This window comes from Pseudomonas typographi, assembly GCF_014694385.1.
Taxonomy (GTDB): Bacteria; Pseudomonadota; Gammaproteobacteria; order Pseudomonadales; family Pseudomonadaceae; genus Aquipseudomonas; species Aquipseudomonas typographi.
The window spans coordinates 19,653-44,427 of sequence record NZ_JAAOCA010000007.1; the positions used below are offsets into that span (position 1 = coordinate 19,653).

Annotated in this window: 26 protein-coding genes; 8 read left to right on the top strand and 18 right to left on the bottom strand. The window is 62.8% G+C overall.

Annotation, left to right across the window (positions count from 1 at the left end; translation table 11 throughout):
• Positions 1–22: 22 nt before the first annotated feature.
• From HAQ05_RS06775 to HAQ05_RS06790, 4 genes are read right to left on the bottom strand one after another with little or no spacing between them, the layout of a single operon-like run.
• Complete coding sequence (locus HAQ05_RS06775; protein WP_190418712.1) at positions 23–871, bottom strand: ABC transporter permease; 849 nt, start codon at positions 869–871, stop codon at positions 23–25.
• Between the two features lie 29 nt (positions 872–900).
• The gene (locus HAQ05_RS06780; RefSeq protein WP_190418714.1) at positions 901–1,746 is read right to left on the bottom strand and encodes an ABC transporter ATP-binding protein; all 846 of its coding nucleotides are present in this window, start codon (positions 1,744–1,746) and stop codon (positions 901–903) included.
• A 6-nt stretch (positions 1,747–1,752) separates the two neighbouring features.
• Complete coding sequence (locus HAQ05_RS06785; RefSeq protein ID WP_190418716.1) at positions 1,753–2,760, bottom strand: ABC transporter substrate-binding protein; 1,008 nt, start codon at positions 2,758–2,760, stop codon at positions 1,753–1,755.
• A 17-nt stretch (positions 2,761–2,777) separates the two neighbouring features.
• The gene (locus tag HAQ05_RS06790; protein ID WP_190418718.1) at positions 2,778–3,665 is read right to left on the bottom strand and encodes a TauD/TfdA dioxygenase family protein; all 888 of its coding nucleotides are present in this window, start codon (positions 3,663–3,665) and stop codon (positions 2,778–2,780) included.
• A gap of 341 nt (positions 3,666–4,006) precedes the next feature.
• On the opposite strand from HAQ05_RS06790, the gene HAQ05_RS06795 reads away from it, so the two are divergent.
• Positions 4,007–4,345, top strand: coding sequence for a tryptophan synthase subunit beta (locus HAQ05_RS06795; RefSeq protein WP_190419054.1), 339 nt, complete (start codon positions 4,007–4,009; stop codon positions 4,343–4,345).
• Between the two features lie 19 nt (positions 4,346–4,364).
• On the opposite strand, the gene HAQ05_RS06800 is transcribed toward HAQ05_RS06795, so the two are convergent.
• Positions 4,365–5,906, bottom strand: a complete 1,542-nt coding sequence (locus tag HAQ05_RS06800; protein WP_190418726.1) for a GTPase family protein — start codon at positions 5,904–5,906, stop codon at positions 4,365–4,367.
• Positions 5,890–6,996: a YcjF family protein gene (locus HAQ05_RS06805; protein WP_190418734.1), complete on the bottom strand. Its 1,107-nt coding sequence runs from the start codon at positions 6,994–6,996 to the stop codon at positions 5,890–5,892. The genes HAQ05_RS06800 and HAQ05_RS06805 overlap by 17 nt, the downstream gene beginning before the upstream one ends.
• A 265-nt stretch (positions 6,997–7,261) precedes the next feature.
• On the opposite strand from HAQ05_RS06805, the gene cydP reads away from it, so the two are divergent.
• The 5 genes from cydP to HAQ05_RS06830 are packed head-to-tail and all read left to right on the top strand — an operon-like array spanning position 7,262 to position 10,670.
• Positions 7,262–7,522, top strand: coding sequence for a cytochrome oxidase putative small subunit CydP (cydP, locus tag HAQ05_RS06810; RefSeq protein ID WP_190418736.1), 261 nt, complete (start codon positions 7,262–7,264; stop codon positions 7,520–7,522).
• Positions 7,519–9,105 carry a cytochrome ubiquinol oxidase subunit I gene (locus HAQ05_RS06815; protein WP_190418738.1) on the top strand — a complete coding sequence of 529 codons (1,587 nt, stop codon included), beginning with the start codon at positions 7,519–7,521 and terminating at the stop codon, positions 9,103–9,105. Before cydP ends, HAQ05_RS06815 begins: the two co-directional genes overlap by 4 nt.
• 11 nt (positions 9,106–9,116) lie before the next feature.
• The gene (gene cydB / locus HAQ05_RS06820) at positions 9,117–10,259 is read left to right on the top strand and encodes a cytochrome d ubiquinol oxidase subunit II (protein ID WP_190418740.1); all 1,143 of its coding nucleotides are present in this window, start codon (positions 9,117–9,119) and stop codon (positions 10,257–10,259) included.
• Between the two features lie 17 nt (positions 10,260–10,276).
• The gene (gene cydX / locus HAQ05_RS06825; protein WP_190418742.1) at positions 10,277–10,393 is read left to right on the top strand and encodes a cytochrome bd-I oxidase subunit CydX; all 117 of its coding nucleotides are present in this window, start codon (positions 10,277–10,279) and stop codon (positions 10,391–10,393) included.
• Complete coding sequence (locus HAQ05_RS06830) at positions 10,380–10,670, top strand: cyd operon YbgE family protein (RefSeq protein WP_190418744.1); 291 nt, start codon at positions 10,380–10,382, stop codon at positions 10,668–10,670. The genes cydX and HAQ05_RS06830 overlap by 14 nt, the downstream gene beginning before the upstream one ends.
• On the opposite strand, the gene HAQ05_RS06835 is transcribed toward HAQ05_RS06830, so the two are convergent.
• From HAQ05_RS06835 to exbB, 6 genes are all read right to left on the bottom strand, one after another.
• Complete coding sequence (locus HAQ05_RS06835; RefSeq protein ID WP_190418746.1) at positions 10,671–12,065, bottom strand: HDOD domain-containing protein; 1,395 nt, start codon at positions 12,063–12,065, stop codon at positions 10,671–10,673.
• 105 nt (positions 12,066–12,170) lie between these two features.
• A complete protein-coding gene (gene recG / locus HAQ05_RS06840; RefSeq protein WP_190418748.1) occupies positions 12,171–14,246 on the bottom strand; it encodes an ATP-dependent DNA helicase RecG in 2,076 nt (691 codons plus the stop codon).
• Positions 14,243–15,178 (bottom strand): hydrogen peroxide-inducible genes activator, encoded by a 936-nt coding sequence (locus HAQ05_RS06845; protein ID WP_190418750.1) that lies wholly within the window; start codon positions 15,176–15,178, stop codon positions 14,243–14,245. The genes recG and HAQ05_RS06845 overlap by 4 nt, the downstream gene beginning before the upstream one ends.
• A gap of 90 nt (positions 15,179–15,268) precedes the next feature.
• The gene (locus HAQ05_RS06850; protein ID WP_190418752.1) at positions 15,269–16,015 is read right to left on the bottom strand and encodes an energy transducer TonB family protein; all 747 of its coding nucleotides are present in this window, start codon (positions 16,013–16,015) and stop codon (positions 15,269–15,271) included.
• A complete protein-coding gene (gene exbD / locus HAQ05_RS06855; RefSeq protein WP_190418754.1) occupies positions 16,012–16,440 on the bottom strand; it encodes a TonB system transport protein ExbD in 429 nt (142 codons plus the stop codon). The genes HAQ05_RS06850 and exbD overlap by 4 nt, the downstream gene beginning before the upstream one ends.
• Before the next feature lie 3 nt (positions 16,441–16,443).
• On the bottom strand, positions 16,444–17,436 hold the full coding sequence (exbB, locus tag HAQ05_RS06860; RefSeq protein WP_190418755.1) for a tonB-system energizer ExbB: 993 nt from the start codon (positions 17,434–17,436) through the stop codon (positions 16,444–16,446).
• Positions 17,437–17,629: 193 nt separating this feature from the next.
• Here exbB and HAQ05_RS06865 point away from each other — a divergent pair, with 193 nt between their 5' ends.
• Positions 17,630–18,481 (top strand): NAD-dependent epimerase/dehydratase family protein, encoded by an 852-nt coding sequence (locus HAQ05_RS06865; protein WP_190419055.1) that lies wholly within the window; start codon positions 17,630–17,632, stop codon positions 18,479–18,481.
• On the opposite strand, the gene HAQ05_RS06870 is transcribed toward HAQ05_RS06865, so the two are convergent.
• From HAQ05_RS06870 to HAQ05_RS06895, 6 genes are all read right to left on the bottom strand, one after another.
• On the bottom strand, positions 18,478–19,215 hold the full coding sequence (locus HAQ05_RS06870) for a hypothetical protein (RefSeq protein ID WP_190418757.1): 738 nt from the start codon (positions 19,213–19,215) through the stop codon (positions 18,478–18,480). The genes HAQ05_RS06865 and HAQ05_RS06870 overlap by 4 nt on opposite strands.
• 60 nt (positions 19,216–19,275) lie before the next feature.
• Positions 19,276–19,656: a RidA family protein gene (locus tag HAQ05_RS06875; protein WP_190418759.1), complete on the bottom strand. Its 381-nt coding sequence runs from the start codon at positions 19,654–19,656 to the stop codon at positions 19,276–19,278.
• Between the two features lie 33 nt (positions 19,657–19,689).
• Positions 19,690–21,798 (bottom strand): bifunctional GTP diphosphokinase/guanosine-3',5'-bis pyrophosphate 3'-pyrophosphohydrolase, encoded by a 2,109-nt coding sequence (spoT, locus tag HAQ05_RS06880; RefSeq protein WP_190418761.1) that lies wholly within the window; start codon positions 21,796–21,798, stop codon positions 19,690–19,692.
• Positions 21,799–21,855: 57 nt separating this feature from the next.
• Positions 21,856–22,119 (bottom strand): DNA-directed RNA polymerase subunit omega, encoded by a 264-nt coding sequence (gene rpoZ, locus HAQ05_RS06885; RefSeq protein ID WP_190418763.1) that lies wholly within the window; start codon positions 22,117–22,119, stop codon positions 21,856–21,858.
• Positions 22,120–22,307: 188 nt separating this feature from the next.
• Positions 22,308–22,925 (bottom strand): guanylate kinase, encoded by a 618-nt coding sequence (gmk, locus tag HAQ05_RS06890; protein WP_190418765.1) that lies wholly within the window; start codon positions 22,923–22,925, stop codon positions 22,308–22,310.
• 13 nt (positions 22,926–22,938) lie between these two features.
• On the bottom strand, positions 22,939–23,802 hold the full coding sequence (locus HAQ05_RS06895; RefSeq protein WP_190418767.1) for a YicC/YloC family endoribonuclease: 864 nt from the start codon (positions 23,800–23,802) through the stop codon (positions 22,939–22,941).
• Positions 23,803–24,000: 198 nt separating this feature from the next.
• On the opposite strand from HAQ05_RS06895, the gene rph reads away from it, so the two are divergent.
• A complete protein-coding gene (rph, locus tag HAQ05_RS06900; protein ID WP_190418769.1) occupies positions 24,001–24,723 on the top strand; it encodes a ribonuclease PH in 723 nt (240 codons plus the stop codon).
• Positions 24,724–24,775 lie beyond the last annotated feature (52 nt).

Here is a 24,775-nt window from a genome sequence, read left to right on the forward strand (position 1 = left end):
CCATCACACGGCGCCGGGGTGATTACCTGACCATTCCCCAGCGCTTCACCGTGTAGCGCTCCAAGGTGTCGAACACCAGGTTCTCGACCAGCAAGCCGATCAAGATCACCACGGCCAATCCCGCGAACACTTTGTCGGTGTACAGCTCATTGCGGTTCTGGAAGATATACCAACCCAGCCCACCCTTGCCGTTGGTCGCGCCGAACACCAGTTCCGCGGCGATCAGGGTGCGCCAGGCGAACGCCCAGCCGATCTTCAACCCCGACAAAATCGCTGGCAGTGCCGCCGGCACCAACACCAGCGCGACGAAGCGCAAACCGCGCAAGCCATAGTTGCGGCCCGCCATGCGCAACGTGTCGGACACCCCCATGAACCCGGCATAGGTGTTCAACGCCAGGGGCCACAACACCGAATGCACCAGCACGAAGATCAAGCTCTTTTCGCCCAAGCCGAACCACAGCAGTGCCAATGGCAGCAAGGCGATGGCCGGCAATGGGTTGAACATCGAGGTCAGGGTACCGAGCAAGTCGCGCCCAATCTGCGTGGACACCGCCAGGGTGGTCAGCACGAAAGCCAGGGCGATGCCCAGTAGGTAGCCCTTGAGCAGCACCCCTAAGGAGACTGCGACTTTTTCTGGCAATTCACCGTCCAGGGTGCTGCCCCACAGGGCCAGGGCGGTTTGGCTGAAGCTTGGCAACAGCAGGTCGTTACCTTGATAGCGGGCCAGCAGCTCCCAGGCCAAGGCCAGCACGATGAGGATCAGGCCCTTGCGTAGCCAGCCTTTTTGCCAAAGGCGCTGGCGCAGTGGGATGTTGCGTTCCAGGGGCACCGCCAGTAGCGGCTCCAGGTCGATTTCGAATTCTTGGCGCATGTGTTCACCCTTGCTGTTCAATAGGCGCTTCAGTAAGAAAGCCGCACGTCGCTAAACGCCCAATCGGCGTTCGGCTCAGCGCTGGGCGCCTCGTCGAACAACAGTTGGTGGATACGCCGCGCCGAGGCCTGGAAGGCTTCGCCACCCAAACTGTGCAGGCCATAGTGGTGGCTGTGCACTTCGGCGCGTACCCGCCCCGGGTGGGGAGAGAGCAACAGGATACGGTTGCCGACCACCAACGCCTCTTCGATCGAATGGGTGACGAACAGCAGGGTGAACTTCACTTCTTGCCACAGCGCCAACAGTTCTTCTTGCATCTTGCGCCGGGTCAGCGCATCGAGCGCGGCGAAGGGCTCATCCATCAACAGGATTTTCGGTTGCATGGCCAGCGCCCGGGCGATAGCCACCCGGGCCTTCATGCCGCCGGAAAGCTGGTGCGGGTAGGCATCGGCAAAACGCTCAAGGCCCACTTTGGCCAGGTATTCCATGGCGCGGGCTTGGGCCTGTGCCTTGCCCACGGTGCGTGATGCGAGCAGCGGGAACATCACGTTTTGCTTAACGGTTTTCCAGGGCGGCAACTGGTCGAATTCCTGGAACACCACAATGCGGTCCGGGCCGGGCCCAACCACGGGCCGGCCCTCCAGGTAAATGGTCCCTTCGCTGGGCTCAAGGAAGCCGGCCACGGCCTTGAGCAGGCTCGACTTGCCGCAGCCGGAAGGGCCCAGCAGCACGAAGCGGTCGCCGGGGTCGACTTCGAAGCCGACCTGGTGGGTGGCCCGCACCACGCTCTGGGCGGTGCGGTATTCCAAGCTCAAGCCTTGCACCTTGAGCAGTGCGGTATTGCTGGCCGTGTGGCCTTGCAAAGGCGCATTCATGGTCAATCAGCTTCCTTTCAGTGGCCGTGCGTCCTGGAAGAAGTAGTCCTGCCAGGAGGCGGGTTTGTTCTTGATCGCGCCAACGCGGTACATGAACTCCGCCAGTTTATAGGTACCTTTCGGGTCGATGCTGAACTCGTACTTGGGGTTGTCGAGGATCTTCAGCAGGTCTGCTTGGCTGACCTTGGCATGGGTTACGCGGATATAGGTTTCGGCGGCGGCGGGCTTGTTGTGCTGGATGAAGTCTGCCGCCTCGGCCAACGCCTCGATGAAGGCGTGGTAGGTTTTAGGGTTGTCGTTGCGGAATTTCTCGGTGGCGAACAGCACCGTGGGGGAGTTCGGGCCGAGCAAGTCATAGGTGTCGAGCACCGTATGCACATTGGGGCTGGCGATTTCCTGTTCCTGGAACGGCGGGTTGGAGAAGTGCGCGTTAAGCTCGGTGCCGCCGCTGATCAACGCCGCGCTAGCATCGGGGTGCGGCACGGCGACAGTGTATTTGTCCAGGCGGTTGTAATCTTTGTCTCCCCATTGCTGCGCCGCGGCATACTGCAGAAAGCGCGACTGCACCGACACCGAAACGGCGGGCACGGCAATGCGGTCTTTCTCGGTGAAGTCGGCGATGGTCTTCACGTTCGGGTTGTTGCTCACCAACAGGTAGGGGAAGTTGCCGAGCGAGGCCACACCCTTGACGTTCTGCCGGCCATGGGTGCGGTCCCAGATGGTCAGCAGTGGGCCGACGCCCGCGCCGGCGATGTCTACCGAGCCCGAGAGTAGCGCATCGTTCACCGCCGAGCCGCCCGACAACTGCGTCCAATCGACCTTGATGTCCAGGCCATCGGCCTGGCCATGCTTCTCGATCAGGTGCTGGTCGCGCACCACATTGAGCAGCAGGTAAACGATGCCGAATTGCTCGGCGATACGGATCTGGCCTTCGGCTTGGGCCGCGGCCGGCGCGAGCAGCGCGCTGCCGGCCAGCCCGAGCGCTGCCGCCAGGCTACCGATACGTTTGAACATGGCGAAACTCCTTCGAATCAGAACGGGGCATCGCCCTGGATGGTGGTGCGATACAGTGTGCGGCGCAGGTGGGCCGGGCAGCCGGTGGCGAGGTGGATCACCGAGCGGTTGTCCCAGAACACCAAGTCGTGGGGTTGCCACCGGTGGCGGTAAATGTTTTGCGGCAGCACGCTGTAGCGATACAACTCGTTGAGGATGTGTTGGCTTTCATCTTCAGGCAGCCCGACGATATGGGTGGTGAACCCTTCGCTAACGAACAACGCCTGGCGCCCGGTTTCCGGGTGGGTGCGCACGATCGGGTGCTCCACTGCCTTGACCTGGGCAAGTTGCTCGGCGGTCAGGGTAGGGCGCTGGTAGCCGTCGAACTTCGGCTCGCTGTAGCGGGCCGTGTAGCAATGGGAGGCACGTTTTCCCTCGATGGCCTTGCGCAGTTCGGCCGGCAGCGCATCCAGCGCCTTGTGCATATCGGCGAACAGCGTGTCGCCGCCTTCGCTGGGTAGCTCTTGGGCGTGCAACATCGAGCCGAGGCTCGGCAGTTCTTTGTAAGACAAATCGGAGTGCCAGAATTTGCCGGCATCGCTTAGCCCAATGTTCTGGCCGTTTTCCACCACATTGGACACAATCAGGATTTCCGGATGGCCAGGCAACAGGAACTGCTTGAGCACATGGATTTGCAGCTCGCCAAAACGCCGGCTGAAGGCGATATGTTGCTCCGGCGTGATGCGTTGCTCGCGGAACACCACCACGTGATAATCCAGGTGAGCACGGTGGATACGGGCGAAATCAGCGTCGCCCAGCGGGCGTGCCAGGTCCAGGCCGATGATTTCAGCGCCGGTGCCGGCTTCCAGAGGGCGAATGTCGAACGACTGCGCGGCGGGCGCAGCGGGTTGGGCTGCCAGGGGCATGGTGATTCTCCACGCAAGCGCGCCGAAGGGCGCGCGACGATTGGACACTCACGGGGTTGGCCCGTGTTGGTTCTTCTCGTGCGGTAGCCCGAGTGGGTCGGCGCGTCCGCAGCGCTGTTACTTTAAGTGAATAAAAAAATAAATTTAAATATCGTTAATGAATAACCATATTCATCACAGCATGGCCAAGCGCGAGCCATAAGGCCCGCATCTACCGCCGGCGCATCGGCACGCCGGCGGAAGCTACCATTGCGCAACCCGGTTTAGCAGTACCACGTGGCCCGCGGCTGCCCTATGCTTCGGCCAAGGCAGCCGCCGTGTCGTTTACCGAGGGTTTTCTGATGTTTTACGTACAACGGGATGAGCTGGGCCGGTTGGCCCGGGTAGAGCCGGCCGCCTTTGCCGAGGCCAGCGAAACCCTGGCAGCGGACCACCACGAGATCCTTAGCTGGTTCTCCACCCAGGCCGCCGAGCGCAGCCTGGCACAACTCAAGCAAAGCGACCTGGAAATGATCCGGGTGCTGGACGATTTGATTCAACTGCTGGTGACCAAAGGGGTGATTCGCGTCACCGATTTGCCGGACGCCGCCCAAGCCAAGTGGATAGACCGCAGCCAGGCGCGTGAAGCGCTCGGTGGGCTGAGCCAGTTGCTCAATGACGATGAGCCACCGCTGATCTAGTGTGTGGCCATGGCCGGGGTTATTTCAACAGCCCGAACAACCCCACCGCCGCGTTGCGCACGCGGTCCATCTCCCGCCCGATCGAAAAGTCTCCGGCTTCACGGCGGCGGCGGTTCAGTTGCACGTTCACTGCCTGGGCGTATTGCTCCTGCAGGCGGCTGCGCAGGCCATCGAGGTTGAACGGCACCCGGCCGCCGGGTAGCGCCAGCGGAACGAGTTCGGCCATGCCCAACAGTTGCTGGTTGTAGGCCAATGCGTCGGCGACGGCTTTCGCCGCTTGGCTGCCATCACCCAGGGCGAAATGCTCTGGCCAACTGCCACTGGGCACTAGCCGGTCTACCTGGTTGAGCACCCCGAGCAGTATTGGCGGTTGATGGTCAATGTTCTTCGGCTGCGCGAACCAGGCATCCAACTGCTGGCGAAATTGCGTGTCCAGTGCCCGGGCGGGTTGGTTGGCTTTGAGCAGCCAAAGCACCAGGTCGCACTGGCGCACCTGTTCGAAGAGCAATTCCCGCACCTTTTGGCTGCCGTCCAGCCCAGGTAAGTCGACCAGGCGCAGGTCGGGGGCACCTTCGACGCTGCATTCATACACGGTCACGCCGTCGGTGGCAGGTAACGCGCTTACTTCGGCGCGCAGGCCAGCGGTCAGGGCATTGACCAGCGAAGACTTACCCGCGCCCACCTGCCCGAGCAAGCCGATGCGTACCGGGTCCAGGGCGGGGGCTTTGCGTTGCTGGTCCTCCACGGTGGCCTTGGCCGGCTGTAGTTGGTCGTCGTCTACCCGTAGGTGCCCGCCATAGAGGTCGATCGCCGCGCGCAGTACTTCCAGCAGCAACAGGTATTTCAAGCGGTTCTGCAGTTCGTCGGAAAGGCCGCTGAACACTTCGCCGCGCAGTTGCGTCAGCACCTCGGCGAGCACCCCCTGGGGCGAAAACAGCCGCAAGGTGCGGTAACCGTTGAACAGCTTCATTGCCAGTGGGCCGTAACGCTCGACCTGCTCATTCAGCGCCATCAACGTCGATAGCCGAATATGCTCGACCCCGGGCACATGGGCTTTGATCACGCTGCGGTAGCGGCGGCTGACCTGTTCGGTAATGGCCAGCAGCTCCGGCGCGGTGAACGCCCAGTGGGCGTTACGCGCGTTGGCGTTGTAGCGCGCGGCCACGGTGCGAATCACTACCAGGGCATGGGCCGGTAACGCCTGCCAGGCGGGCTGCTGCTTGAGCAATTCAGCAATGCCCGGCAGGTTGTCGCGCTGGATGTCGCGATCCCGTTCACGCCAGTAGCTGGGCACTTTGGGGCTGGCTTGGAGTGCATGCTCCACGGCTGGGCCCATGCTTTGGGCCAGCCTGCGCCGGGCCAGCAGCAAGCCGGCGCTGGCCAGCAGCGTGCACACCAGCAGGATCGCGATGAACGCCAGCAGGTGGCCGTCGCGGAAAATGCTGTACAGCCCAAAGCCTGCCAATACCAGCACCGGTACCAACAGCGTGAGCAGCGCATAGGGTATGGCGCGGTCAGAGAGCCGGGCGATCACGCCCACCGCGCTAATGGCTCTTTTCATCGCGGGCGACGGGTAAGATGTGTTCAAGGGCCTGCTTAAAGTGCCCGCGCAGTTCCTGGGAGGTGATCGGCTCGCCGCGCTTCAACCGATAGAAGTACATGCAGGCCGCGCGCCCCAGCGCATAGGTGAAGCAATAACTGGCCACCGCCGCCCCGGCGCTGCCAACGGTTTGGCCCCACACCGGAACCAACTTGGCCAACTGCCGCAGGCCCAGGCGCGAGGCATACTGCACGCCAAAGCCGGTCCCCATCGCGGCGGCGAATTCGGTTAGCAAGCGGCGGCTGTAATCCAGCCCATACTGGTTGGCCAGGCTGTGCAGCATTTTCAGTTGTACGCTGGGCACCGCCACCAGCCCCACCGCCGGTAATGCATCGCAGGCCCCGGCAGCTCCCGCGTACCACATGACCTGGCCCTTCAACTGCTGGAAGTTGTGCTCTTCGGCATCGCTGTGGCCCTGGTCTTGAAACAGCTCGGTGATGATCGGCAGGCGCTGCCCCAGTTTGTCTTTGAGCGCCTGCAGGTTCACCGCCTGGCCGTCGGGGCCGTTGAAATCGACGGTAATGCTCTCCATCGGGCCCCAAATGTCCTCGACCTGTTGCTGGTTATGCCGGATGCAGCGCTGGCGTTGCGCTTCGTCAGGCACCTGATAGATGCCCGAATGCACCAGCAGGGCTTCGCGAATGCGCCCAGAGCGTTTGATTTGCCGCAGCGCCTTAAGCACCTGCGACTGCTCCGGGTCTTCGGCCTTCATCACCACGATCAGCGCATGGCTGGCATGCTCACAGGTGGCGATGTCGGCCGCCGCATCATAGTCGGCCTCGGCCAGGCCGCGGGTGTCCATGAACGCCAGTACGGGTGTGTCGGTGGGGTAGGCGTATTGCGCCGAGGTCAGGGTGCAAGGGCGAAACCCCGAACCGACCTCGACTCGGTCCAGGCCGGTGAGCGCCCGGATCATCGACGACTTGCCCGCCCCGGTTTTGCCCAACAGCCATAACGTTGGCAACTGCTGTTCGCTGCGCGCGAAGGCGGTTAGCAGGGCCGGGTTTTCTTCGGGGTTAAGCGTGCGGTACACGCGGTCGAGGATCTTCATACGTTCCCTGGGCGCTGGGGCTATGAGGGTTAGTCCGGTACTGGGCTTAAAAAATCCCCAGCGTGGTGTCGCTGACGTTCGCACACGATTTGACGCATGAATGTTGTTGCCAGGCAAGGCGGGTGACAACCCGCAGTAGGGCTATGGCGGGGAGGGTAATGCGGCCCGGCTGCAAAAGGCACCGCCAAAATGATGCAGAGCACTTCTGAGCCACCCCGCCAGGTGGCTGTGACAACCTGTCGCGGCACGCCGTTGGAACATATTGATGCCGGTCAAGTCTCGCGCGCCGCGGGTTGGGAAAATTCCTGCAAATCACGAGTGTCTGACAATGGCCGCGCATTTCGCTTTTCTCAAGTCCCCTCTGGGCAAAGAAATCACGCTGATCCTGCTGCTCAAGTTGGTGTTGATCATCGGCATCAAATGCCTGTGGTTCAGCACGCCGGCTGCGGCAGTCAGCGACAGCGCGGTCGTTAGCCAGCACCTGCTCGCCACCCCCTCCGTAACGCCTGAGAACCCCCCAAAATGATCTCCGAATCGGTCGTGGACCTTTCACGGTTACAGTTCGCCATGACGGCGCTGTACCACTTTCTATTCGTGCCGCTGACGCTGGGCATGACCTTCCTGCTGGCGATCATGGAGTCGGTGTATGTGATGACCGGCCAGCAGGTGTACAAGGACATGACCCGCTTCTGGGGCAAGTTGTTCGGTATCAACTTCGCGCTGGGGGTGACCACCGGCCTGACCATGGAGTTCCAGTTCGGCACCAACTGGGCGTATTACAGCCACTATGTCGGCGACATCTTTGGCGCACCGCTGGCCATCGAGGGCCTGATGGCGTTCTTTCTCGAATCCACCTTCATCGGCTTGTTCTTCTTCGGTTGGGAGCGCCTGACCAAGGCGCAACACTTGGCCGTGACCTGGCTGGTGGCGCTGGGCTCGAACTTGTCGGCGTTGTGGATTCTGATCGCCAACGGGTGGATGCAGAACCCGGTGGGGGCAGAGTTCAACTTCACGACCATGCGCATGGAGTTGTCCAGCTTCAGCGCGCTGATCTTCAACCCGGTCGCCCAGGTCAAGTTCGTGCACACCGTGGCCGCCGGCTACGTGACCGGCGCTGTTTTCGTGTTGGCGATCTCCAGTTGGTACCTGCTCAAGGGCCGCGACATCGGCTTCGCGCGGCGTTCGTTCGCCATCGCCTCGGCTTTCGGCATGGCCTCGATCCTGTCGGTGATCGTGTTGGGTGATGAATCCGGTTATGAAATCGGCGATGTGCAAAAAACCAAGCTCGCTGCCATCGAGGCGGAGTGGGACACCGAGCCGGCCCCAGCGGCCTTTACCCTGTTCGGCTTGCCCAACCAAGAGCAACAGCGCACCGATTATGCGGTGAAAATCCCCTACCTGATGGGCATCATCGCCACCCGCTCGGTGGATAAACAGGTAACCGGCATCAAAGACCTGGTTACCGAACACGAAGGCCGCATCCGTAACGGCATGGTGGCCTATGAACTGCTCGGCAAACTGCGCAGCGGTGACCACGGCGAGCAAACCGTGGCGGCCTTCAACGCGGTGAAGAAAGATCTCGGCTATGGCCTGTTGCTGAAGAAATACACCGCGAACGTCAGCGACGCCAGCGACCAACAGGTCAAGCAGGCGGCGCTGGATTCGATCCCTCATGTGTCGTCGATCTTTTGGACCTTCCGCCTGATGGTGCTCAGCGGTGTGCTGATGCTGCTGCTGTTTGCCTGCGCCTTCTACGCCTCGGCACGCAAGGTCGAATGGAAAAAACCCTGGCTGCTCAAATGGGCACTGTTCAGCCTTCCGCTGCCTTGGGTGGCGACCCAAACCGGTTGGTGGGTGGCCGAGCACGGTCGCCAGCCTTGGTCGATCGGTGAAGTGCTGCCTACCCACTTGTCTGCCTCAAGCCTGGCCAGCAGCGACGTATTGGGTTCGCTGCTGGCGCTGGTGGCCTTTTACACCGTGCTGCTGGTGATCGAAATGTACCTGATGATCAAATTCGCCCGTTCAGGGCCGAGCAGCCTGCATACCGGTCGCTACCACTTCGAACAACACCCGGCCACACCCGCCCCCGTGGCTGCGGCCGTGGCCTGAGGAGTACCAGCATGTTGGATTATGAAACGCTCAAAGTGATCTGGTGGGTGCTGGTCGGCGTGCTGCTGATCGGTTTCGCCCTAACTGACGGCTTCGACCTCGGCGCGGCCTTGTTGATGCCGGTGGTGGGCCGTGACGACAACGAGCGGCGGGTAGTGATCAACACCATTGCACCGCATTGGGATGGCAACCAAGTGTGGTTCATCACCGCCGGCGGCGCCTTGTTCGCCGCATGGCCGCTGGTGTATTCGGCGGCTTTCTCGGGCTTTTACTGGGCGCTGCTGCTGGTGCTGTTCGCCTTGTTCGTGCGCCCGGTAGGCTTCGATTACCGCAGCAAGCTGGCTGACCCTCGCTGGCGGCAAAGCTGGGACTGGGCGCTGTGCATCGGCGCGTTGGTGCCATCACTGGTGTTCGGGGTCGCCTTCGGCAACCTGCTGTTGGGCGTGCCGTTTCAGTTCGACGACACCCTGCGCGCCAGCTACCACGGCAACTTCTGGCAGTTGCTCAGCCCCTTCGGGCTGCTTGCCGGCCTGGTGAGCCTGAGCATGCTCGCCTTGCACGGTGCAACCTGGCTGATGATGCGCACTGAGGGCGCCATCGCCCAGCGCTCGCGGCGCAGCGCCCAGGTACTGGCTTTGCTGTTGCTGGTGGCCTTCGCCGGGGCCGGTGCCTGGCTCAAAGTGGGCAGTATTCAGGGCATGGTGCTCACCAGCGCCTTCGATGCGGGCGTTGCCCTCAACCCACTGGATAAAACCGTGGGCCTGGCCAACCCGGGCTGGATGGGCAACTACCAAACATACCCGCTTACCGCATTGGCCCCGGTGGTTGGCCTGCTCGGCGGGGTGCTGGCGCTGCTCGGCGCATCGTTGGGCAAGGCGAAAACAGCGTTTCTCGGCAGTAGCCTGGCCATTGCCGGGGTGATCTGTACCGCGGGCTTCGCGCTGTTCCCGTTCGTGATGCCATCGAGCCTCGACCCGGCCTCGAGCCTGACACTGTGGGACGCGGTGTCCAGCCGCACCACGTTGGTCATTATGACGTTCGCGGCCGGGATCTTCGTGCCGCTCATTTTGGTTTACACCCTGTGGTGCTACGCGAAGATGTGGGGCAAGGTCACGCCCGCCCATATCCACGGCAACCCCCACGGCTTGTACTGAACAAAGGAGTTCCAAACATGTGGTATTTCGCCTGGATCCTCGGTGTGTTGCTGGCCTGCAGCTTCGGTATCATCAATGCGCTGTGGCTGGAAGCCTCGGGTAGCCTCGACGAGGGTGGCCATGAGCGCCGCTGAGCTGCAACGGCCGCGGCGCTGGCAGGCCGCCGGGCGCCTGCTGTCGCTGCTGCTGGCGGCGCCCATGGCGCTGGTGTTGCTGGTGCACCCTGCGGCCATGCTCGATGAGCAAGGGCGATACAGCCATAACCTGCTGATGCTGGTGATGTGGGGTGTGGCAGCGGGGTTCGTGCATGGCGTGGGCTTCGTGCCCCGCGCCGTGGCCTGGCGGGTGCTGTTCCACCCGCTGGCGGCCTGGGGCCTGATGGCGCTGGGTTATGCCTTGCTGCTGCGTTGATCAACCAAACTGGTTGGCCAGTTCACGTAGGAGTTTTTCCGCATCGAGTACCTTGGCCACTACCTCGTCGGCCTTCTCGCGGGTGAGCCCAACGCGATCGAACAGTGCCTGCGGAATCCCCTGCGCGGGCTCTACGCCAATACCCCGCTCGCGCAGCAGGTTCACCGCCAAGAACACAAGGTTAGCGTAGATGGCATCCTTGCCGTCGTACAGCGGGTCGTTCTGAAAGCGCAGCGCGGTGGCCAGTTCTTCGGGCATGTCCCAGTAGCCCATCAACCAGGCGCCGATCTGCTCGCGGCTGATGCCCAGCAGGTGCTGTTCCACATAACTGTGGTGCAGGTGCGGGTTCACTTCGAGGTGGCGGCATACCAGCGAGAAGTGGGGTGGGAACACGTGGGCCAGCAACAGGTAGCCGAAGTTGTGCAGCAGGCCGCCCAGGTAGGTTAGCCCGGCCTCGGGGCGCGTTGCACGCGGGATGGCGCGCGTCAGCCCTTCGATCACCGCAGCGGTATAGATCGACTGGTGCCAATAGGGGGTCGCGTGTTGCGGGTTGTCCTTGGGCAGGCTAAGGGTCTTGCCCAAGGCTAGGCCCAAGGCCAGGTTGATCACCAAGTCGAAGCCCAATACTCGAACGATCGCATCTTCGACTGAACGCACCTTGCCGGGCGATGCGTAGTAGGGCGATGCGGCCCAACTGACTACCTGCGCGGCCAATGCCGGGTCGGTTTCGACCAGGCCGGTGATGTCGTCTACCGAGGCGTTTGGGTTCACCCGCAGCTTGATGATCTCTTGCGCGGTTTTAGCCAGTGGCGGGATTTCAATGGTCGACTCCAGGCGCTGCTGTATGCGCCGGGCGGTAAAAGCCTGCACTTGCTGGCGGACTTCGGCGGGTGAGGCCGGAAGGCGTTCGTGGCTCAGCCGGGCCATTTTCATCGATTCGCCGAAGCGGGCGGCGCTGCCGTTACCCAAGGTTTTGCGAAACTGCTCGCTGGCGATCTCAAGCATTACCTTGGGCGTACCCGAGGCAATGAGCAGGGTCGGTTGGTCGAGCAGCCGCTCATCGTAAAGGTATGGCGCGGCAATCAACGAGGGCAACGCGGGCAGCTCCGTGAGCTGGTGAGGGTCGAGCATGCGCCGCAGGCGGTCGCTGGGCACGGCGGTAAGGGTGCGCCCGGTTAATTCGGCGATACGGTTCAGGTCCAATAGTTGGTCTTGGGTCAGCAGCACCATGAGGGTGCCGACCGCATCGCCCAGTAGTACGGCCTGTGCCTTGTGCCCCGGGTCGATTGCGGGACCGTCGACCACTTCGCGCCAGGTGACGCCTAGCTTGTCCAGATGCTGCTGCACAACCAGCGGGGCATGCGGTATTGCTGTTTCCAGGGCAACTTCAGTCATTTGCTGTATCCAACCCCATACAAGAACGCCATCAGTATACCCCTATACCCGCCCGATTCACTTGGGCGGTCGCTTTGCCGTTAGGTTTTGGGCGGGCTGGCCGTATCAAACCTGGCCGTATTGCTGGCCGTGCCGCAGCCAGCGGTGCATCAGTGGGCTTACATGGCCGGGCCAGCGGGCCAGCAGGGCCTGCGCCGCATCACGCACTGAAGGTAGCAGGTCGGCGTCGCGCATCAAGTCGGCCACCTTGAACTGTAGCAGGCCCGTTTGCCGCGTTCCGAGCATTTCGCCGGGCCCGCGCAGCTCCAGGTCTTTTTCGGCGATCACGAAGCCGTCGTTGGTTTCGCGCATGATACCTAGCCGCTCGCGGCCGATCTGCGACAGGGGCGGGTGATACATCAGCACGCAATGGCTCGCCGCGCGCCCGCGGCCAACCCGGCCGCGTAATTGATGCAACTGCGCCAGGCCCAGCCGTTCCGGGTTTTCGATGATCATCAAACTGGCGTTGGGCACATCCACGCCCACTTCAATCACAGTGGTGGCCACCAGCAGTTGTAGCTCGCCGGCCTTGAACTGCGCCATCACCTCGGCTTTTTCGGTGGCTTTCATCCGCCCATGGATCAGCCCAACGCGTAACTCGCCCAGCGCCGCGCCGAGGTCATCGAAGGTGCTTTGTGCGGCCTGGCAGGTCAGCTCTTCGGACTCTTCGATCAGCGTGCACACCCAATAGGCCTGGCGACCCTCGGCGCAGGCCGCGCGTACGCGCTCGATCACTTCCACGCGGCGGCTGTCGGCCACCAGCACGGTATTGACCGGGGTGCGGCCCGGCGGCAGTTCGTCAAGGATCGAGGTGTCGAGGTCGGCATAGGCGCTCATGGCCAGGGTGCGCGGGATTGGCGTGGCGGTCATGATCAACTGGTGGGGGCTCAGCCGGCCTTCTACGCCCTTCTGGCGCAACGCCAAGCGTTGCTGCACACCGAAGCGGTGCTGCTCGTCGATGATTGCCAGCGCCAACCGGCTGAAGCGTACTTCACCTTGAAACAGCGCATGGGTACCCACCACCATGGGCGCGCCCTGGGCGATGCGTTCCAAGGCCGTGGCGCGGGCTTTGCCCTTGAGCTTGCCGGCCAGCCAGGCGACTTCGATGCCCAAGGGCTCGAGCCAGCGCTGGAAGGTCATGAAGTGCTGCTCGGCGAGGATCTCGGTGGGGGCCATCAGCGCCACCTGGTAACCGGCTTCCAGTGCTTGCAAGGCCGCCAGGGCCGCGACCACGGTTTTGCCTGCGCCCACATCGCCCTGTATCAAGCGCAGCATCGGCGACGGCTGGGCCAGGTCATAGGCGATCTCGGCCGCCACGCGCTGTTGCGCGCCGGTGGGCTGAAAGCCCAGGTTGCCCAAGTAGCGCGCGGGCAGGGTGCGCGGCCTGGGCAGCGCTGGCGCGCGCAAGGCGCGCAGGCTTTCGCGCAGCTTCTGTTGTGACAGTTGGTGGGTGAGCAGCTCTTCGAAGGCTAGCCGATGTTGCGCCCAATGGTGCCCGAGGGCGAGTTCTTCGAGGTCTGCATCGGCCGGAGGGTTGTGCAGGTAGCGTATGGCATCGGCCAACGGGGCCAGCCGATAATCGCGCGCCAACTCGTCGGGCAGCCAGTCTGGCAGGCTGCTAGGGCCAAGCAGGGCCAAGCTCTGCTGGCACAGTTGGCGCAGGCGCTGCTGGGTCAGGCCTTCGGTCAGCGGGTAAATCGGGGTGAGGGTTTGCTCCACCGGGGGCGGTTCGTCGCCGCTGACGGCGCGATATTCAGGGTGGTAGATCTCCAGCCCCGAGGCACCTGGGCGCACCTCCCCATAGCAGCGCAACAACGTGCCGCGCTTGAGGGCGTCTTTCTGGGCGTTGCTGAAGTGGTAAAAGCGCAAACTCAGCGCGCCGCTGCCATCGTTAAGCCGCACCACCAGGCTGCGGCGCCTGCCCATCACCACATCGGCACCGCTCACGGTGCCCTCCACCACGGCATCCTGCCCGGGGCGCAGTTGGCCGATGGGCACGATACGGGTGCGGTCCTGGTAACGCAGTGGCAGGTGGAACAGTAGGTCTTGCAGGGTTTCCAGGCCCACCCGGGCAAGTTTTTCCGCCATCGCCTCGCCGACGCCCTTGAGCACCGTGACCGGTACGCTGGCAAGCTCGGTCATACGGCGACTTTGGCCGGGCTGCTAGGGCTCTTGGCCACCGAACACAGGCGGATCGAGTCCGCGAGAATCTCGATGGCCTTGGGCCGCGGGAAGCTGGCGCGCCAAGCGATGGCCACGGTGCGATACGGGGCCGGGGCTGCCATTGGGCGGACCTCGATCACACCCGGTGCGTAATGGTGGCTGTGCACCGCCGACAGCGGCAACACCGACACCCCCAGCCCGGAAGCCACCATATGCCGAATGGTTTCGAGCGAACTGGATTCCACCGTGGTGTGGCGCGCGGCTTCCGAGCCCTTGTTCAGCGTGGGGCAGGCCTCAAGCACCTGGTCGCGGAAGCAGTGGCCCTCGCCGAGCAGCAACAGGCTTTTGTCGTTGAGCAGGGCCGGGTCGATGACGTCTTTTTGGGTCCAGGGGTGGTCGCTGGGCATCAGCACCAGGAACGGTTCGTCGTACAGCGGCAAGGTGAGCACGTCGGCCTCGTTGAACGGCAGGGCGATGATGATCGCGTCCAACTCACCGTTGCGCAGTTTGTCGCGCAGGATGTGGGTGAAGTTCTCTTCGATGTACAGAGGCATCTGCGGCGCCACCCGGTGCAGTTGCGGGATCAGGTGCGGGAACAGATACGGGCCTACGGTGTAGATGGCGCCTACCTTCAGCGGTGCGGTCAGTTGGTTTTTGCCGGCCTGGGCGAGTTCGCGAATGCCCTGGGCTTGCTCCAGCACCTTCTGGGCCTGGGCCACGATGCTTTCGCCCACAGGGGTCAGGCGCACGGCACTTTTGCTGCGCTCGAAAATCAGCACGCCCAGTTCGTCTTCGAGCTTTTTTACCCCGACCGAAAGCGTGGGCTGGCTCACATGGCAACGTTCAGCGGCATGGCCAAAGTGCTGCTCTTGGGCGAGCGTGACGATATAGCGCAATTCTGTGAGGGTCATAACGTGCGTCCATGAAGTGGCGGCCCCAGCATAGCCGGTGCCTTCAATAGGCGCACGTTATCAGCCACGCGCAATCGTGACAAAAAACAATCAGCGTGGGTCGGTGAGGTTGAAGTTGAACGGTGCCTTCAGTTTGACCGTACCGCCACTGAGTAACTCGGCGGGCGGCTTGGGCATGGGCGCCGCCTTGCGCACCTGCTTGACGGCCGCCTCATCGAGCAGGCTGCTGCCAGAGCTCATGGCCACCGCCACCTCCAGCAACTTGCCGTCGCTGTCGAGGGTGAACTCGAGCACCACCGTGCCTTCGTTGCGGCGCATACGTGCCATGCGCGGGTATTCCTTGTACTTGGCCAGGTGTTGCAGCAGGTCGCTCTGCCAGGTGCGCTTGGCTTCGCTGTTGGACGGCGGCGCGGCCGGTTGTTGCGGCGCGGGTTTGGGTGCGGCGGCTTTCTCCGATTCGGTCGGTTCGGTTTTAGCCGCCTGCTCGGGCACCTCTTTGGGCGGGTCCGGTTTTTTCTCCATGGGTTTGGGTTGCGGCTTGGCCTTCGGCTTCACCGGCTTGGGCACCGCGATCTTCGGTGTCGGGGCTTCGGCCAGCTTGGGCAGCGGCGGCTCTTCGACCGGGGCCGGCGGTTGCTGCTGCGCCACTTGTGGGGGCGGTGGCGGCGCTGGGGGTTCGGGCAACGGCGGCAGTTCCACGACCATTGCCGCCGGCGGCATTTCTATAGGCTTGGGCCCAGGCCAGTTCAACGCGATGATGATCACCGCCGCGTGAACCCCCAGCACCACGGCCAACCCGCCTGCATAGCGGTAAACCTGCTTGCCGGTTGGGTTCATTTTTTGCCGACCGCCTCAAGGCCTACCAGGCCGACCTTGAGGTAGCCGGCGGCGCGCAGCATGTTCATTACCTCCATCAGGTCGCCATAATCCACGCCTTTATCAGCCTGGAAGAAAATCGTGGTGTCCTTCTTGCCTTTGGTCTTGGTGTCGAGGAACTGGCCAAGCTGTTCCTTTTTAACCGCCTCGTCGCCCACGTATAGGCTTTTATCGGTTTTCACACTCAGGAACACTGGTTTTTCCGGGCGCGCCACCGGTTTGGCGGTAGACGCCGGGAGGTCGACTTTGATGTCCACCGTGGCCAACGGTGCCGCCACCATGAAGATGATCAACAGCACCAGCATCACGTCGATGAATGGCGTGACGTTGATTTCGTGGTTCTCTGCCAGCTCGTCGCCGGCACCCTCGTTAAGATGCAGGCCCATGGCTCAACCCACCTTCACCATGTGCGGCTGGGCGTTACGCTCACCCGGCTGGTGGTCGAGATCTCGGCTGACCAGCAGCAGCACTTGGGCGCTGGCGTCGGAAACCATGGCCTTGTAGCCGGTGATGGAGCGGGCGAAGACGTTGTAGATCACCACGGCCGGAATGGCTGCGACCAGGCCGATGGCGGTGGCCAGCAGGGCTTCGGCGATACCGGGCGCAACCACGGCCAAGTTGGTGGTTTGTGTTTTGGCGATGCCGATGAAGCTATTCATGATGCCCCACACGGTACCGAACAGGCCTACGAATGGCGCGGTGGAACCAATGGTGGCCAATACGCCGGTGCCGGCGCTCATGCTGCGGCCACAGGCGGCGACCAACCGTTCCAGGCGAAAACTCACCCGTTCCTTGATGCCTTCTCGTTCACGGGCATTGGCCGACAGGTGCATTTCTTCCATGGCGTCGTGCACCAGCAGGTGCGCCAGCGTGCCTTGCTTGCTGGCCGTTTCGCTGGCGGCGTTGAGGTTGGTGGCCTTTTTCAGCAGGGCGATTTCGCGGCGCAGGCGGCGTTTGGCGCCCAGCAGCTCCAGCCCCTTGGCCACCCAGATCGTCCAGGTGATGATCGACGCCAGCGCCAGGCCGATCATCACCACTTTGACGACGATGTCCGCATTCTGGTACATGCCCCAGGGCGACAGGTCGTGGCCCATGCCCAGCGTGGTATCTTCAGCCAGCGGCGGGACTTGGTTGCTCACCGCGCCATCGTCGGTTTCGCTACCTTCGGCCGCTTGCTCGCCCGCCGGCATCGCGGTTGCACCGGGCGCCGGGCTGCTGGCCGCTGGGGTACTGGCAGCGGGCGCCACGGCAGGTGGGTGGGTTTCGTCGGCAAAGGTAACGGGGGTGATGGCAAGGCCCAGCAGCAGCGCTGCGGTGGCCCCCCAGGCACGCAATTGGCCCGTAGGCTGATTGGGCGATGCAAAGGAGCGGAGGTTTGTCATGCTGGCCGGACCCGATAGCGAAAAAATGAGGTGTGGCTGTCCTTGCGTGGCACAGTTGCCGGGACAAATGGGCGGGTATTATTGCAAGTAATTCTTGTTAACAGAAGTTGTTGCGAAGCTTTTTTTGTACCGTTGGGGCCTTTAACGGTATCGACAGGGCGCTGGGTATAAGGAGAACGTGTTGGCCACAGCGATGCTGGTAGGGTGCGGCGATGTCGGTGGGCGCTTGGCGGCGCTGCTGGTTTCGCAAGGTTGGGCCGTTCACGGCCTACGTAGGCAGGCGGCGCGCTTGCCCCCCGGGGTACACCCGGTCGGTGGCGACCTGGCCGAGCCCGGCTGCCCGCCAGCTTGGCCGGTGGGCGCGCTGGATTACCTGGTGTACTGCGTGGCCGCCGACCGCCATGACGAGGCGGGCTACCAAGCTGCCTACGTACAAGGCTTGCAGCATGTGCTGGCCTGGCTAGGGCTGCACAGCCAGCGCCCAAAACGTTTGCTGTTCGTTTCCAGCACCAGTGTGTATGGCCAGGCGGCGGGCGAGTGGGTGAACGAACAAGCCATCACGGCCCCGGCAGGCTTTGCCGGGCGGGTGATGTTGCAGGCCGAAGCGCTTGCTCACGCCAGCGGCCACCCTGCTACGCGGGTGCGCCTTGCAGGTATCTATGGCCCAGGGCGCGAACGATTGTTGCGGCAAGTGCGCGAGGGTTACCAAGTGGCCCTGGAACCTGCGCTGTATGCCAACCGCATTCACGCCGACGACGCAGCCGGGCTGTTGTGCCACCTGTTGTTGGCCGACCAGGCCGGCCATGGGCTGGCCCCGTGTTATCTCGGGGTCGATGATGCGCCGGCGGCCCTGGCCGAGGTTTTCGGCTGGTTGCGCCAGCGGCTGGGCGTCACTCACCTGCAGCCGGGGGCGTTCGTGCGGCGCACCGGCAGCAAGCGCTGCAGCAACGCCCTGGCCAGGGCCAGTGGCTGGCTGCCGCGTTACCCTAGCTACCGTGAAGGTTATGCCGCCCTGCTTGGCGAGGGTGGCGGCACACTACGCTAATGTTCGAGCAGCCAGCGCCGTGCCCCAGGTTGCAGGTTCGGCATTTCGTCGGCGCCAGCGCTGTTGACGGCCTCGAGGATTTCCAAGCGCGCGCCATCGCGGCGGAAGATGTACGCATTGCCGAGTTTGTCCCGCTCTAGCCACAGGCTGTCGTTTTCGCCGCTCATCGCAGCGCAGTCGCCCCCCAGGCACAGCGCATAGCGATCGAGCCCGGGCAGGCCCTCGACGCGGCCGTCGGGCTGGAACGTGACTGTCGTGCCGGTGCCCTGGCCGTCGACGATCTTCCAGGGGCCGCCCATGAAGGCGCTGTACAACTGGTACTCGAAGGCCGCGCCGGGTGGCGCATTGGCATCCGGTGGCGGGCTGGCCCGGCTGAAGGTTTGCTCGGGGCCGCCGTCGTTGGCGGCTTGGATCAGCTCCCCATCCTTGAGGGTGAGGGTTTCCTTGCCACTGCCATAGATATCCACCTGCCATTGGCCGTTGCCAGCGCCCGGCGCGAGGGTACCCTCACCGAGCTCAAAGCCATTGCTGAAGGTGGCTTCGTTGGTTTTGCTGTCGATTTTCCACTCAAGGTTGGGGCCGTCGGCCAGTAACGCCTTACGCAGGTTGCCGCTTTTAACGGCGTCATCGATGGCTTGCTGGTTGATCCAGGTGCCGCCAGGGTCGCGGCTGGCATGGCTGGCGCAACCGCTGAGCACGCTCAGCAGGGCGAGTGCGGGCAGCGAATAACGCATGGGAACGGTCCTTGCGCTTCTGAAGGTGAGCACAGGGCGCCAAGGCGCCCTGCAGGTAAGTCAGTCGATGACCAGAATAGCGTCCATTTCGACTTGTGCGCCTTTTGGCAATGCGGCAACGCCAATCGCGGCGCGGGCGGGGTAGGGCTGTTCAAAGTAACGGCCCATGACTTCGTTCACGGTGGCGAAGTGGGAAAGGTCGGTGAGGAAGATATTCAGCTTGGCCACGTCGCCGAGCGAGCCGCCGGCGGCTTCGGCCACGGCCTTAAGGTTCTCGAACACCTGTACCGCCTGGGCTTCGAAGCCCTCCACCAACTCCATGGTGGCTGGGTCGAGCGGGATCTGCCCAGACATATACACGGTGTTGCCCGCCTTGATGGCCTGGGAGTAGGTGCCGATCGCGGCCGGAGCCTTGTCGCTTTGGATCACGGACTTGGTCATGTGGAACTCCTTGAAGGGAATCGGAAACGCGGGTCAGGCACGCATGCGAGTGATACGTACAACCCCCGTGAGCGCCCGCAGTTTCTTGATCACACGGGCCAAGTGAATACGGTCATGAACACTGACTACCAGGTGGACGATGCTGATGCGCCCATCGCGCTCGTCCATGCTGATTTTCTCGATGTTGCCATCGGCTGCGTTTACGCTACTGGCCAGCAACGCGATCAAGCCGCGTTGATGCTCCAGCTCCACGCGCAACTCGACATTGAATTCGCCAGTCACGTCCTTGGCCCAGGATAATTGGATGCATTTTTCCGGGTTATGGCGGATTTCGCTGATGTTCTTGCAGCTTTCCAAGTGCACCACCATACCTTTGCCGGCCGAGAGGTGGCCGACAATGGGGTCGCCAGGAATCGGCGTGCAGCACTTGGCGTAGTTCAGCACCAAACCTTCGGTGCCGCGGATCGCCAGCGGCCCCTCGGGGCTAGGCAATTGCTCGTTGTCGCTGGCCAACAGGCGCCGCGCTACCACATAGGCCATGCGGTTGCCCAGGCCGATGTCTTCGAGCAGGTCTTCGACCACTTCGACCTTGTACTCGCCCAGCACCGCCTGCACCTGCTCGGCCGAGATTCTTTCCAGCGAGCTGTCGAAACCGTTGAGTACCTTGTTGAGCAACCGCTCCCCCAAGCTGATCGATTCGGACCGCCGTTGCAGTTTCAGGGCATGGCGAATATGGGTGCGGGCCTTGCCGGTGACCACGAAGTTCAACCAGGCCGGATTGGGCCTGGCCCCCGGCGCGCTGACGATTTCTACCGTAGAACCGCTTTGCAACGGTTCGGAAAGCGGTGCCAGGCGGCGGTTGATGCGGCAGGCGATGCAACTGTTGCCGACATCGGTGTGCACCGCATAGGCGAAATCCACGGCGGTGGAGCCTTTGGGAAGCTCCATGATGCGGCCTTTGGGGGTAAACACGTAGACTTCATCGGGGAAAAGGTCAATTTTCACGCTTTCGATGAATTCCAGCGAGTTGCCGGCCCGCTGCTGCAGCTCCAGGATGCCCTTGACCCATTGCCGCGCTCGCGCATGGCTGCCCCGGGGCTTCTCGTTCTCCCCGGATTTGTACAGCCAATGGGCAGCGATGCCGTTGTTGGCCATTTCTTCCATTTCGCGGGTACGAATCTGAATTTCGATCGGCACCCCATGCATACCGAACAGCGTGGTATGCAGCGATTGGTAGCCGTTCGCCTTGGGGATGGCGATGTAGTCTTTGAAGCGCCCTGGCAGGGGCTTGTAAAGGTTATGCACAGCGCCGAGCACCCGGTAGCAGGTGTCGACTTTGTCGACAACGATGCGGAAGGCGTATACGTCCATGATCTCGTTGAACGCCCGGTGCTTGCCGCGCATTTTTTTATAGATGCCGTAAAGGTGTTTCTGCCGCCCGCTGACGTCACCCTCGATGCCATCGACCGCCAGGCAATGCTTGAGCGATTGCTCGATCTTGACGACGATTTCCTTGCGGTTGCCCCGGGCCCGCTTGACCGCTTGGAAGATGCGCTCCGAGCGCATCGGGTACATGGCCCTGAAGCCCAGGTCTTCGAACTCCACGCGCACGTTGTGCATGCCCAGCCGGTTGGCGATGGGGGCGTATATCTCCAGGGTTTCCTTGGCGATGCGCCGGCGTTTCTCGCTAGACAGCACTTCCAGGGTGCGCATGTTGTGCAGGCGGTCGGCAAGCTTGACCAGGATCACGCGGATATCGCGGGCCATGGCCATGGCCATTTTCTGGAAGTTTTCCGCCTGGGCCTCGGCCTTGGTTTCGAAATTCATTTGGGTCAGTTTGCTGACCCCGTCGACCAGTTCGGCCACGGTTTCGCCAAACTGGGCGCTGAGTGCGTCCTTGGCGATACCGGTGTCTTCGATTACGTCGTGGAGCATGGCTGCCATCAGGCTTTGATGGTCCATGTGCATGTCGGCCAGAATATTGGCCACCGCCAGCGGGTGGGTGACGTACGGCTCGCCGCTGCGGCGGCGCTGCCCGTCGTGGGCTTGCTCGGCGTAATAGTAAGCCCGGCGGACCAGGTTGACCTGGTCCTTGCCAAGGTAGGTCGACAAACGATCGGCGAGCACGTCAATGCTGGGCAAGATCAATGCTCCTGCACAGGCCGTGCCGCGGCCGGTTGCGGTCGACGGGGCATATGCTCAGAGAGCCTCGCTGGACTCATCCTCGAATGCGGTGAACAGGGGTTCTTCATCGACGATTTCCGCCTCGGCGATCACATCGTAATCCACCAGGCCAGCGGCGATTTCTCGCAGGGCGACAACCGTGGGCTTGTCGTTTTCCCAACCGACCTTGGGCTCTTTGCCGCCGGTAGCGAGTTGGCGAGAGCGCTTGGTCGCGAGCATGACCAGCTCGAAGCGGTTATCGACATGTTCCAGGCAGTCTTCAACGGTCACGCGGGCCATGGTCTTCCTCGTTACAAATACGGTGGGCAGCGCCCAGGGCGGGCGAGCGGACTGTGTAGTTTAAGAAAACCGCAGCATTAAGGGAAGTGGCAGTGAGGTAAACAGCCTTTGGGGGCGGCCGATGGCGGGCCCGTGGTCACGCCATGGCGCGTCTTCGGGCCCGATGTAGCCTGCGATGTGCGCAGGGGTTACAGCAGTGCCTGCAGCAGTTGGCGATGCCGTTCTGCCTGCTGGGCATGCTGCAACCGGTTGGCGCGGAAGATCGCTTTGAGGTCTTCCAAGGCTACGGCGAAGTCATCGTTGATCACCAGGTAATCGTATTCGACGTGGTGGCGCATTTCGCTGACCGCCTCGCGCATGCGCGCTTCGATGATGTCGTCGCTGTCCTGGCCACGGTTGGTCAGCCGTTGGCGCAGGGCCTGCTGGCTGGGCGGCAGGATAAAGATCGAACGTGTGCCGGGAATACGCCGGCGCACTTGCTCACCGCCTTGCCAGTCGATTTCGAGGATCAGGTCGAAGCCGCTCTTGAGGGTTTGCTCCAGCGTGCTGAGCGAGGTGCCATAGAGGTTGCCGAACACTTCGGCATGTTCAAGGAAGTCACCATGCCCGACCATGTTGAGGAAGGTGCCGCGTTCAACGAAGTGGTAATTCACGCCGTCGACCTCGCCGGGGCGTATCGCCCGGGTGGTATGCGACACCGAGACGCGGATGTTCGGCTGCGCGTCGATCAATGCCTTGACCAGGCTGGTTTTGCCAGCCCCGGACGGTGCCGAGACGATATAGAGGGTGCCGTTACTGTGGGCCATGGGTGTTTGAACCTTACTCAATATTCTGGACTTGTTCGCGCATTTGTTCGATCAGCACTTTGAGGTTGACCGCGGCTTGCGTACTGCGGGGATCGAATGCCTTCGAGCCGAGGGTATTGGCTTCGCGGTTGAGTTCCTGCATCAGGAAATCGAGGCGCCGCCCGGCCGCGCCGCCGGCCTTCAATACCCGCTTTACCTCCGCGGCATGGGTGGCCAGGCGGTCAAGCTCTTCGGCCACGTCGCTCTTCTGGGCCAGCAACACCAACTCTTGCTCTAACCGCTGCGGGTCGGCCTCCAGTTTGAGTTCGGCAAAGCGATCGAGGATTCTTTGCCGTTGCAGCGCCAGCATTTGCGGCACCAGCGCCCGCAATGCATCGACCTCGGCTGCCAGCGCGTCCAGCCGTTCGCCGATCAGCCGCGCCAACTCAGTGCCTTCGCGCTCACGGTCTGCCGTGAGTTCGTCGAGCGCCTCTTGGAACAGCGCAAGGGCCTGCGCATTCAAGGTTTGGGTGTCCGGGCCATTGCTGGCCAGCACGCCTGGCCAATTCAGTACATCGAGCGGGTTGATCCGGGCGGGCTGGTTGATCAGGCTGGCGACCGACTCTGCCGCGGCCACCACTTGAGCGGCACGGCTGGCATCGATGTGCAATGCCTTGCTGCCGTTCGCTTCGCTAAAGCGCAGCGTGCACTCGACCTTGCCGCGCGACAATTGCTGGCGCAGAGCGTCGCGCACAGCGCCTTCGAGGTCGCGCAAGGCGTCAGCCAGGCGAAGATGAGGTTCGAGATAGCGGTGGTTGACCGACCTGAGCTCCCAGTTCAGGGTGCCGTCGCTGCCCGCCCGCTCAGCCCTGGCGAAGGCGGTCATGCTGCGAATCATAACGTGGGTCTCCCGGGGTGCGTGGGGCGCTTCGAATCGTTCGAAGCACCGTTCGAGGCGGTCAGTGTAGCGCAGGCAGCCAACCTGCCCAAACGCTGCTGCACCCGCTATCTCGCCAGCGGTGGGTAATTAGGCCGTGCCCGCTCGCCAAGGCGGCTCTATAATGTGGGCCAGTTTTCAGCCAGTACAGGTATCCCGATGAAACGTCCCAGCGGCCGCGCCGCCGATCAACTCCGCCCGATTCGCATCACCCGCCACTACACCAAGCACGCCGAAGGGTCCGTGCTGGTGGAGTTCGGCGACACCAAGGTGGTGTGCACCGTCAGCGTCGAGAACGGCGTGCCGCGCTTTCTCAAGGGCCAGGGCCAGGGCTGGTTAACCGCCGAATACGGCATGCTGCCACGCGCCACTGGCGAGCGCAGCCAGCGCGAGGCCAGCCGCGGCAAGCAGGGCGGCCGGACCTTGGAGATCCAGCGCCTGATCGGCCGCTCGCTGCGTGCCGCGCTGGATATGACCAAGCTTGGCGATATCACCCTCTATGTCGACTGCGACGTGATCCAGGCCGACGGTGGCACCCGTACCGCGTCCATCACCGGTGCCATGGTGGCGCTCATCGATGCGCTCAAGGTGGTGAAGAAGCGCGGCGGCCTGAAGGCCGGCGACCCGCTCAAGCAGATGATCGCGGCGGTGTCCGTGGGCATCTACCAGGGCGAGCCAGTGCTGGACCTGGACTACCTCGAAGACTCCGCCGCCGAAACCGACCTGAATGTGGTGATGACCGGCACCGGTGGCTTCATCGAAGTTCAAGGCACCGCCGAAGGCGCGCCCTTCCAGCCGGTAGAGCTCAATGCCATGCTGGCCTTGGCGCAAAAAGGCATGCTCGAGCTGTTCGAATTGCAGAAGGCCGCGTTGGAGGAATAAGGGCAAGCCGAAAACCCCAAGCTGCAAAGTGGCTTGGGGTTTTCGGTGTACG

Excerpts from the sequence above, each read along its gene's own strand:
- exbD (WP_190418754.1), bottom strand. The coding sequence starts at position 16,440 with ATGGGCCTGCATCTTAACGAGGGTGCCGGCGACGAGCTGGCAGAGAAC.
- exbB (WP_190418755.1), bottom strand. The coding sequence starts at position 17,436 with ATGACAAACCTCCGCTCCTTTGCATCGCCCAATCAGCCTACGGGCCAA.
- HAQ05_RS06790 (WP_190418718.1), bottom strand. The coding sequence starts at position 3,665 with ATGCCCCTGGCAGCCCAACCCGCTGCGCCCGCCGCGCAGTCGTTCGAC.
- HAQ05_RS06830 (WP_190418744.1), top strand. The coding sequence starts at position 10,380 with ATGAGCGCCGCTGAGCTGCAACGGCCGCGGCGCTGGCAGGCCGCCGGG.
- recG (WP_190418748.1), bottom strand. The coding sequence starts at position 14,246 with ATGACCGAGCTTGCCAGCGTACCGGTCACGGTGCTCAAGGGCGTCGGC.
- HAQ05_RS06775 (WP_190418712.1), bottom strand. The coding sequence starts at position 871 with ATGCGCCAAGAATTCGAAATCGACCTGGAGCCGCTACTGGCGGTGCCC.
- gmk (WP_190418765.1), bottom strand. The coding sequence starts at position 22,925 with ATGGCCCACAGTAACGGCACCCTCTATATCGTCTCGGCACCGTCCGGG.
- HAQ05_RS06870 (WP_190418757.1), bottom strand. The coding sequence starts at position 19,215 with ATGCGTTATTCGCTGCCCGCACTCGCCCTGCTGAGCGTGCTCAGCGGT.
- HAQ05_RS06895 (WP_190418767.1), bottom strand. The coding sequence starts at position 23,802 with ATGATTCGCAGCATGACCGCCTTCGCCAGGGCTGAGCGGGCGGGCAGC.
- rph (WP_190418769.1), top strand. The coding sequence starts at position 24,001 with ATGAAACGTCCCAGCGGCCGCGCCGCCGATCAACTCCGCCCGATTCGC.
- HAQ05_RS06800 (WP_190418726.1), bottom strand. The coding sequence starts at position 5,906 with ATGAAAAGAGCCATTAGCGCGGTGGGCGTGATCGCCCGGCTCTCTGAC.
- cydB (WP_190418740.1), top strand. The coding sequence starts at position 9,117 with ATGTTGGATTATGAAACGCTCAAAGTGATCTGGTGGGTGCTGGTCGGC.
- HAQ05_RS06780 (WP_190418714.1), bottom strand. The coding sequence starts at position 1,746 with ATGAATGCGCCTTTGCAAGGCCACACGGCCAGCAATACCGCACTGCTC.
- HAQ05_RS06795 (WP_190419054.1), top strand. The coding sequence starts at position 4,007 with ATGTTTTACGTACAACGGGATGAGCTGGGCCGGTTGGCCCGGGTAGAG.
- HAQ05_RS06865 (WP_190419055.1), top strand. The coding sequence starts at position 17,630 with ATGCTGGTAGGGTGCGGCGATGTCGGTGGGCGCTTGGCGGCGCTGCTG.
- HAQ05_RS06785 (WP_190418716.1), bottom strand. The coding sequence starts at position 2,760 with ATGTTCAAACGTATCGGTAGCCTGGCGGCAGCGCTCGGGCTGGCCGGC.
- HAQ05_RS06835 (WP_190418746.1), bottom strand. The coding sequence starts at position 12,065 with ATGACTGAAGTTGCCCTGGAAACAGCAATACCGCATGCCCCGCTGGTT.
- cydP (WP_190418736.1), top strand. The coding sequence starts at position 7,262 with ATGCCGGTCAAGTCTCGCGCGCCGCGGGTTGGGAAAATTCCTGCAAAT.
- HAQ05_RS06805 (WP_190418734.1), bottom strand. The coding sequence starts at position 6,996 with ATGAAGATCCTCGACCGCGTGTACCGCACGCTTAACCCCGAAGAAAAC.
- HAQ05_RS06845 (WP_190418750.1), bottom strand. The coding sequence starts at position 15,178 with ATGACCCTCACAGAATTGCGCTATATCGTCACGCTCGCCCAAGAGCAG.
- HAQ05_RS06850 (WP_190418752.1), bottom strand. The coding sequence starts at position 16,015 with ATGAACCCAACCGGCAAGCAGGTTTACCGCTATGCAGGCGGGTTGGCC.
- HAQ05_RS06875 (WP_190418759.1), bottom strand. The coding sequence starts at position 19,656 with ATGACCAAGTCCGTGATCCAAAGCGACAAGGCTCCGGCCGCGATCGGC.
- rpoZ (WP_190418763.1), bottom strand. The coding sequence starts at position 22,119 with ATGGCCCGCGTGACCGTTGAAGACTGCCTGGAACATGTCGATAACCGC.
- HAQ05_RS06815 (WP_190418738.1), top strand. The coding sequence starts at position 7,519 with ATGATCTCCGAATCGGTCGTGGACCTTTCACGGTTACAGTTCGCCATG.
- cydX (WP_190418742.1), top strand. The coding sequence starts at position 10,277 with ATGTGGTATTTCGCCTGGATCCTCGGTGTGTTGCTGGCCTGCAGCTTC.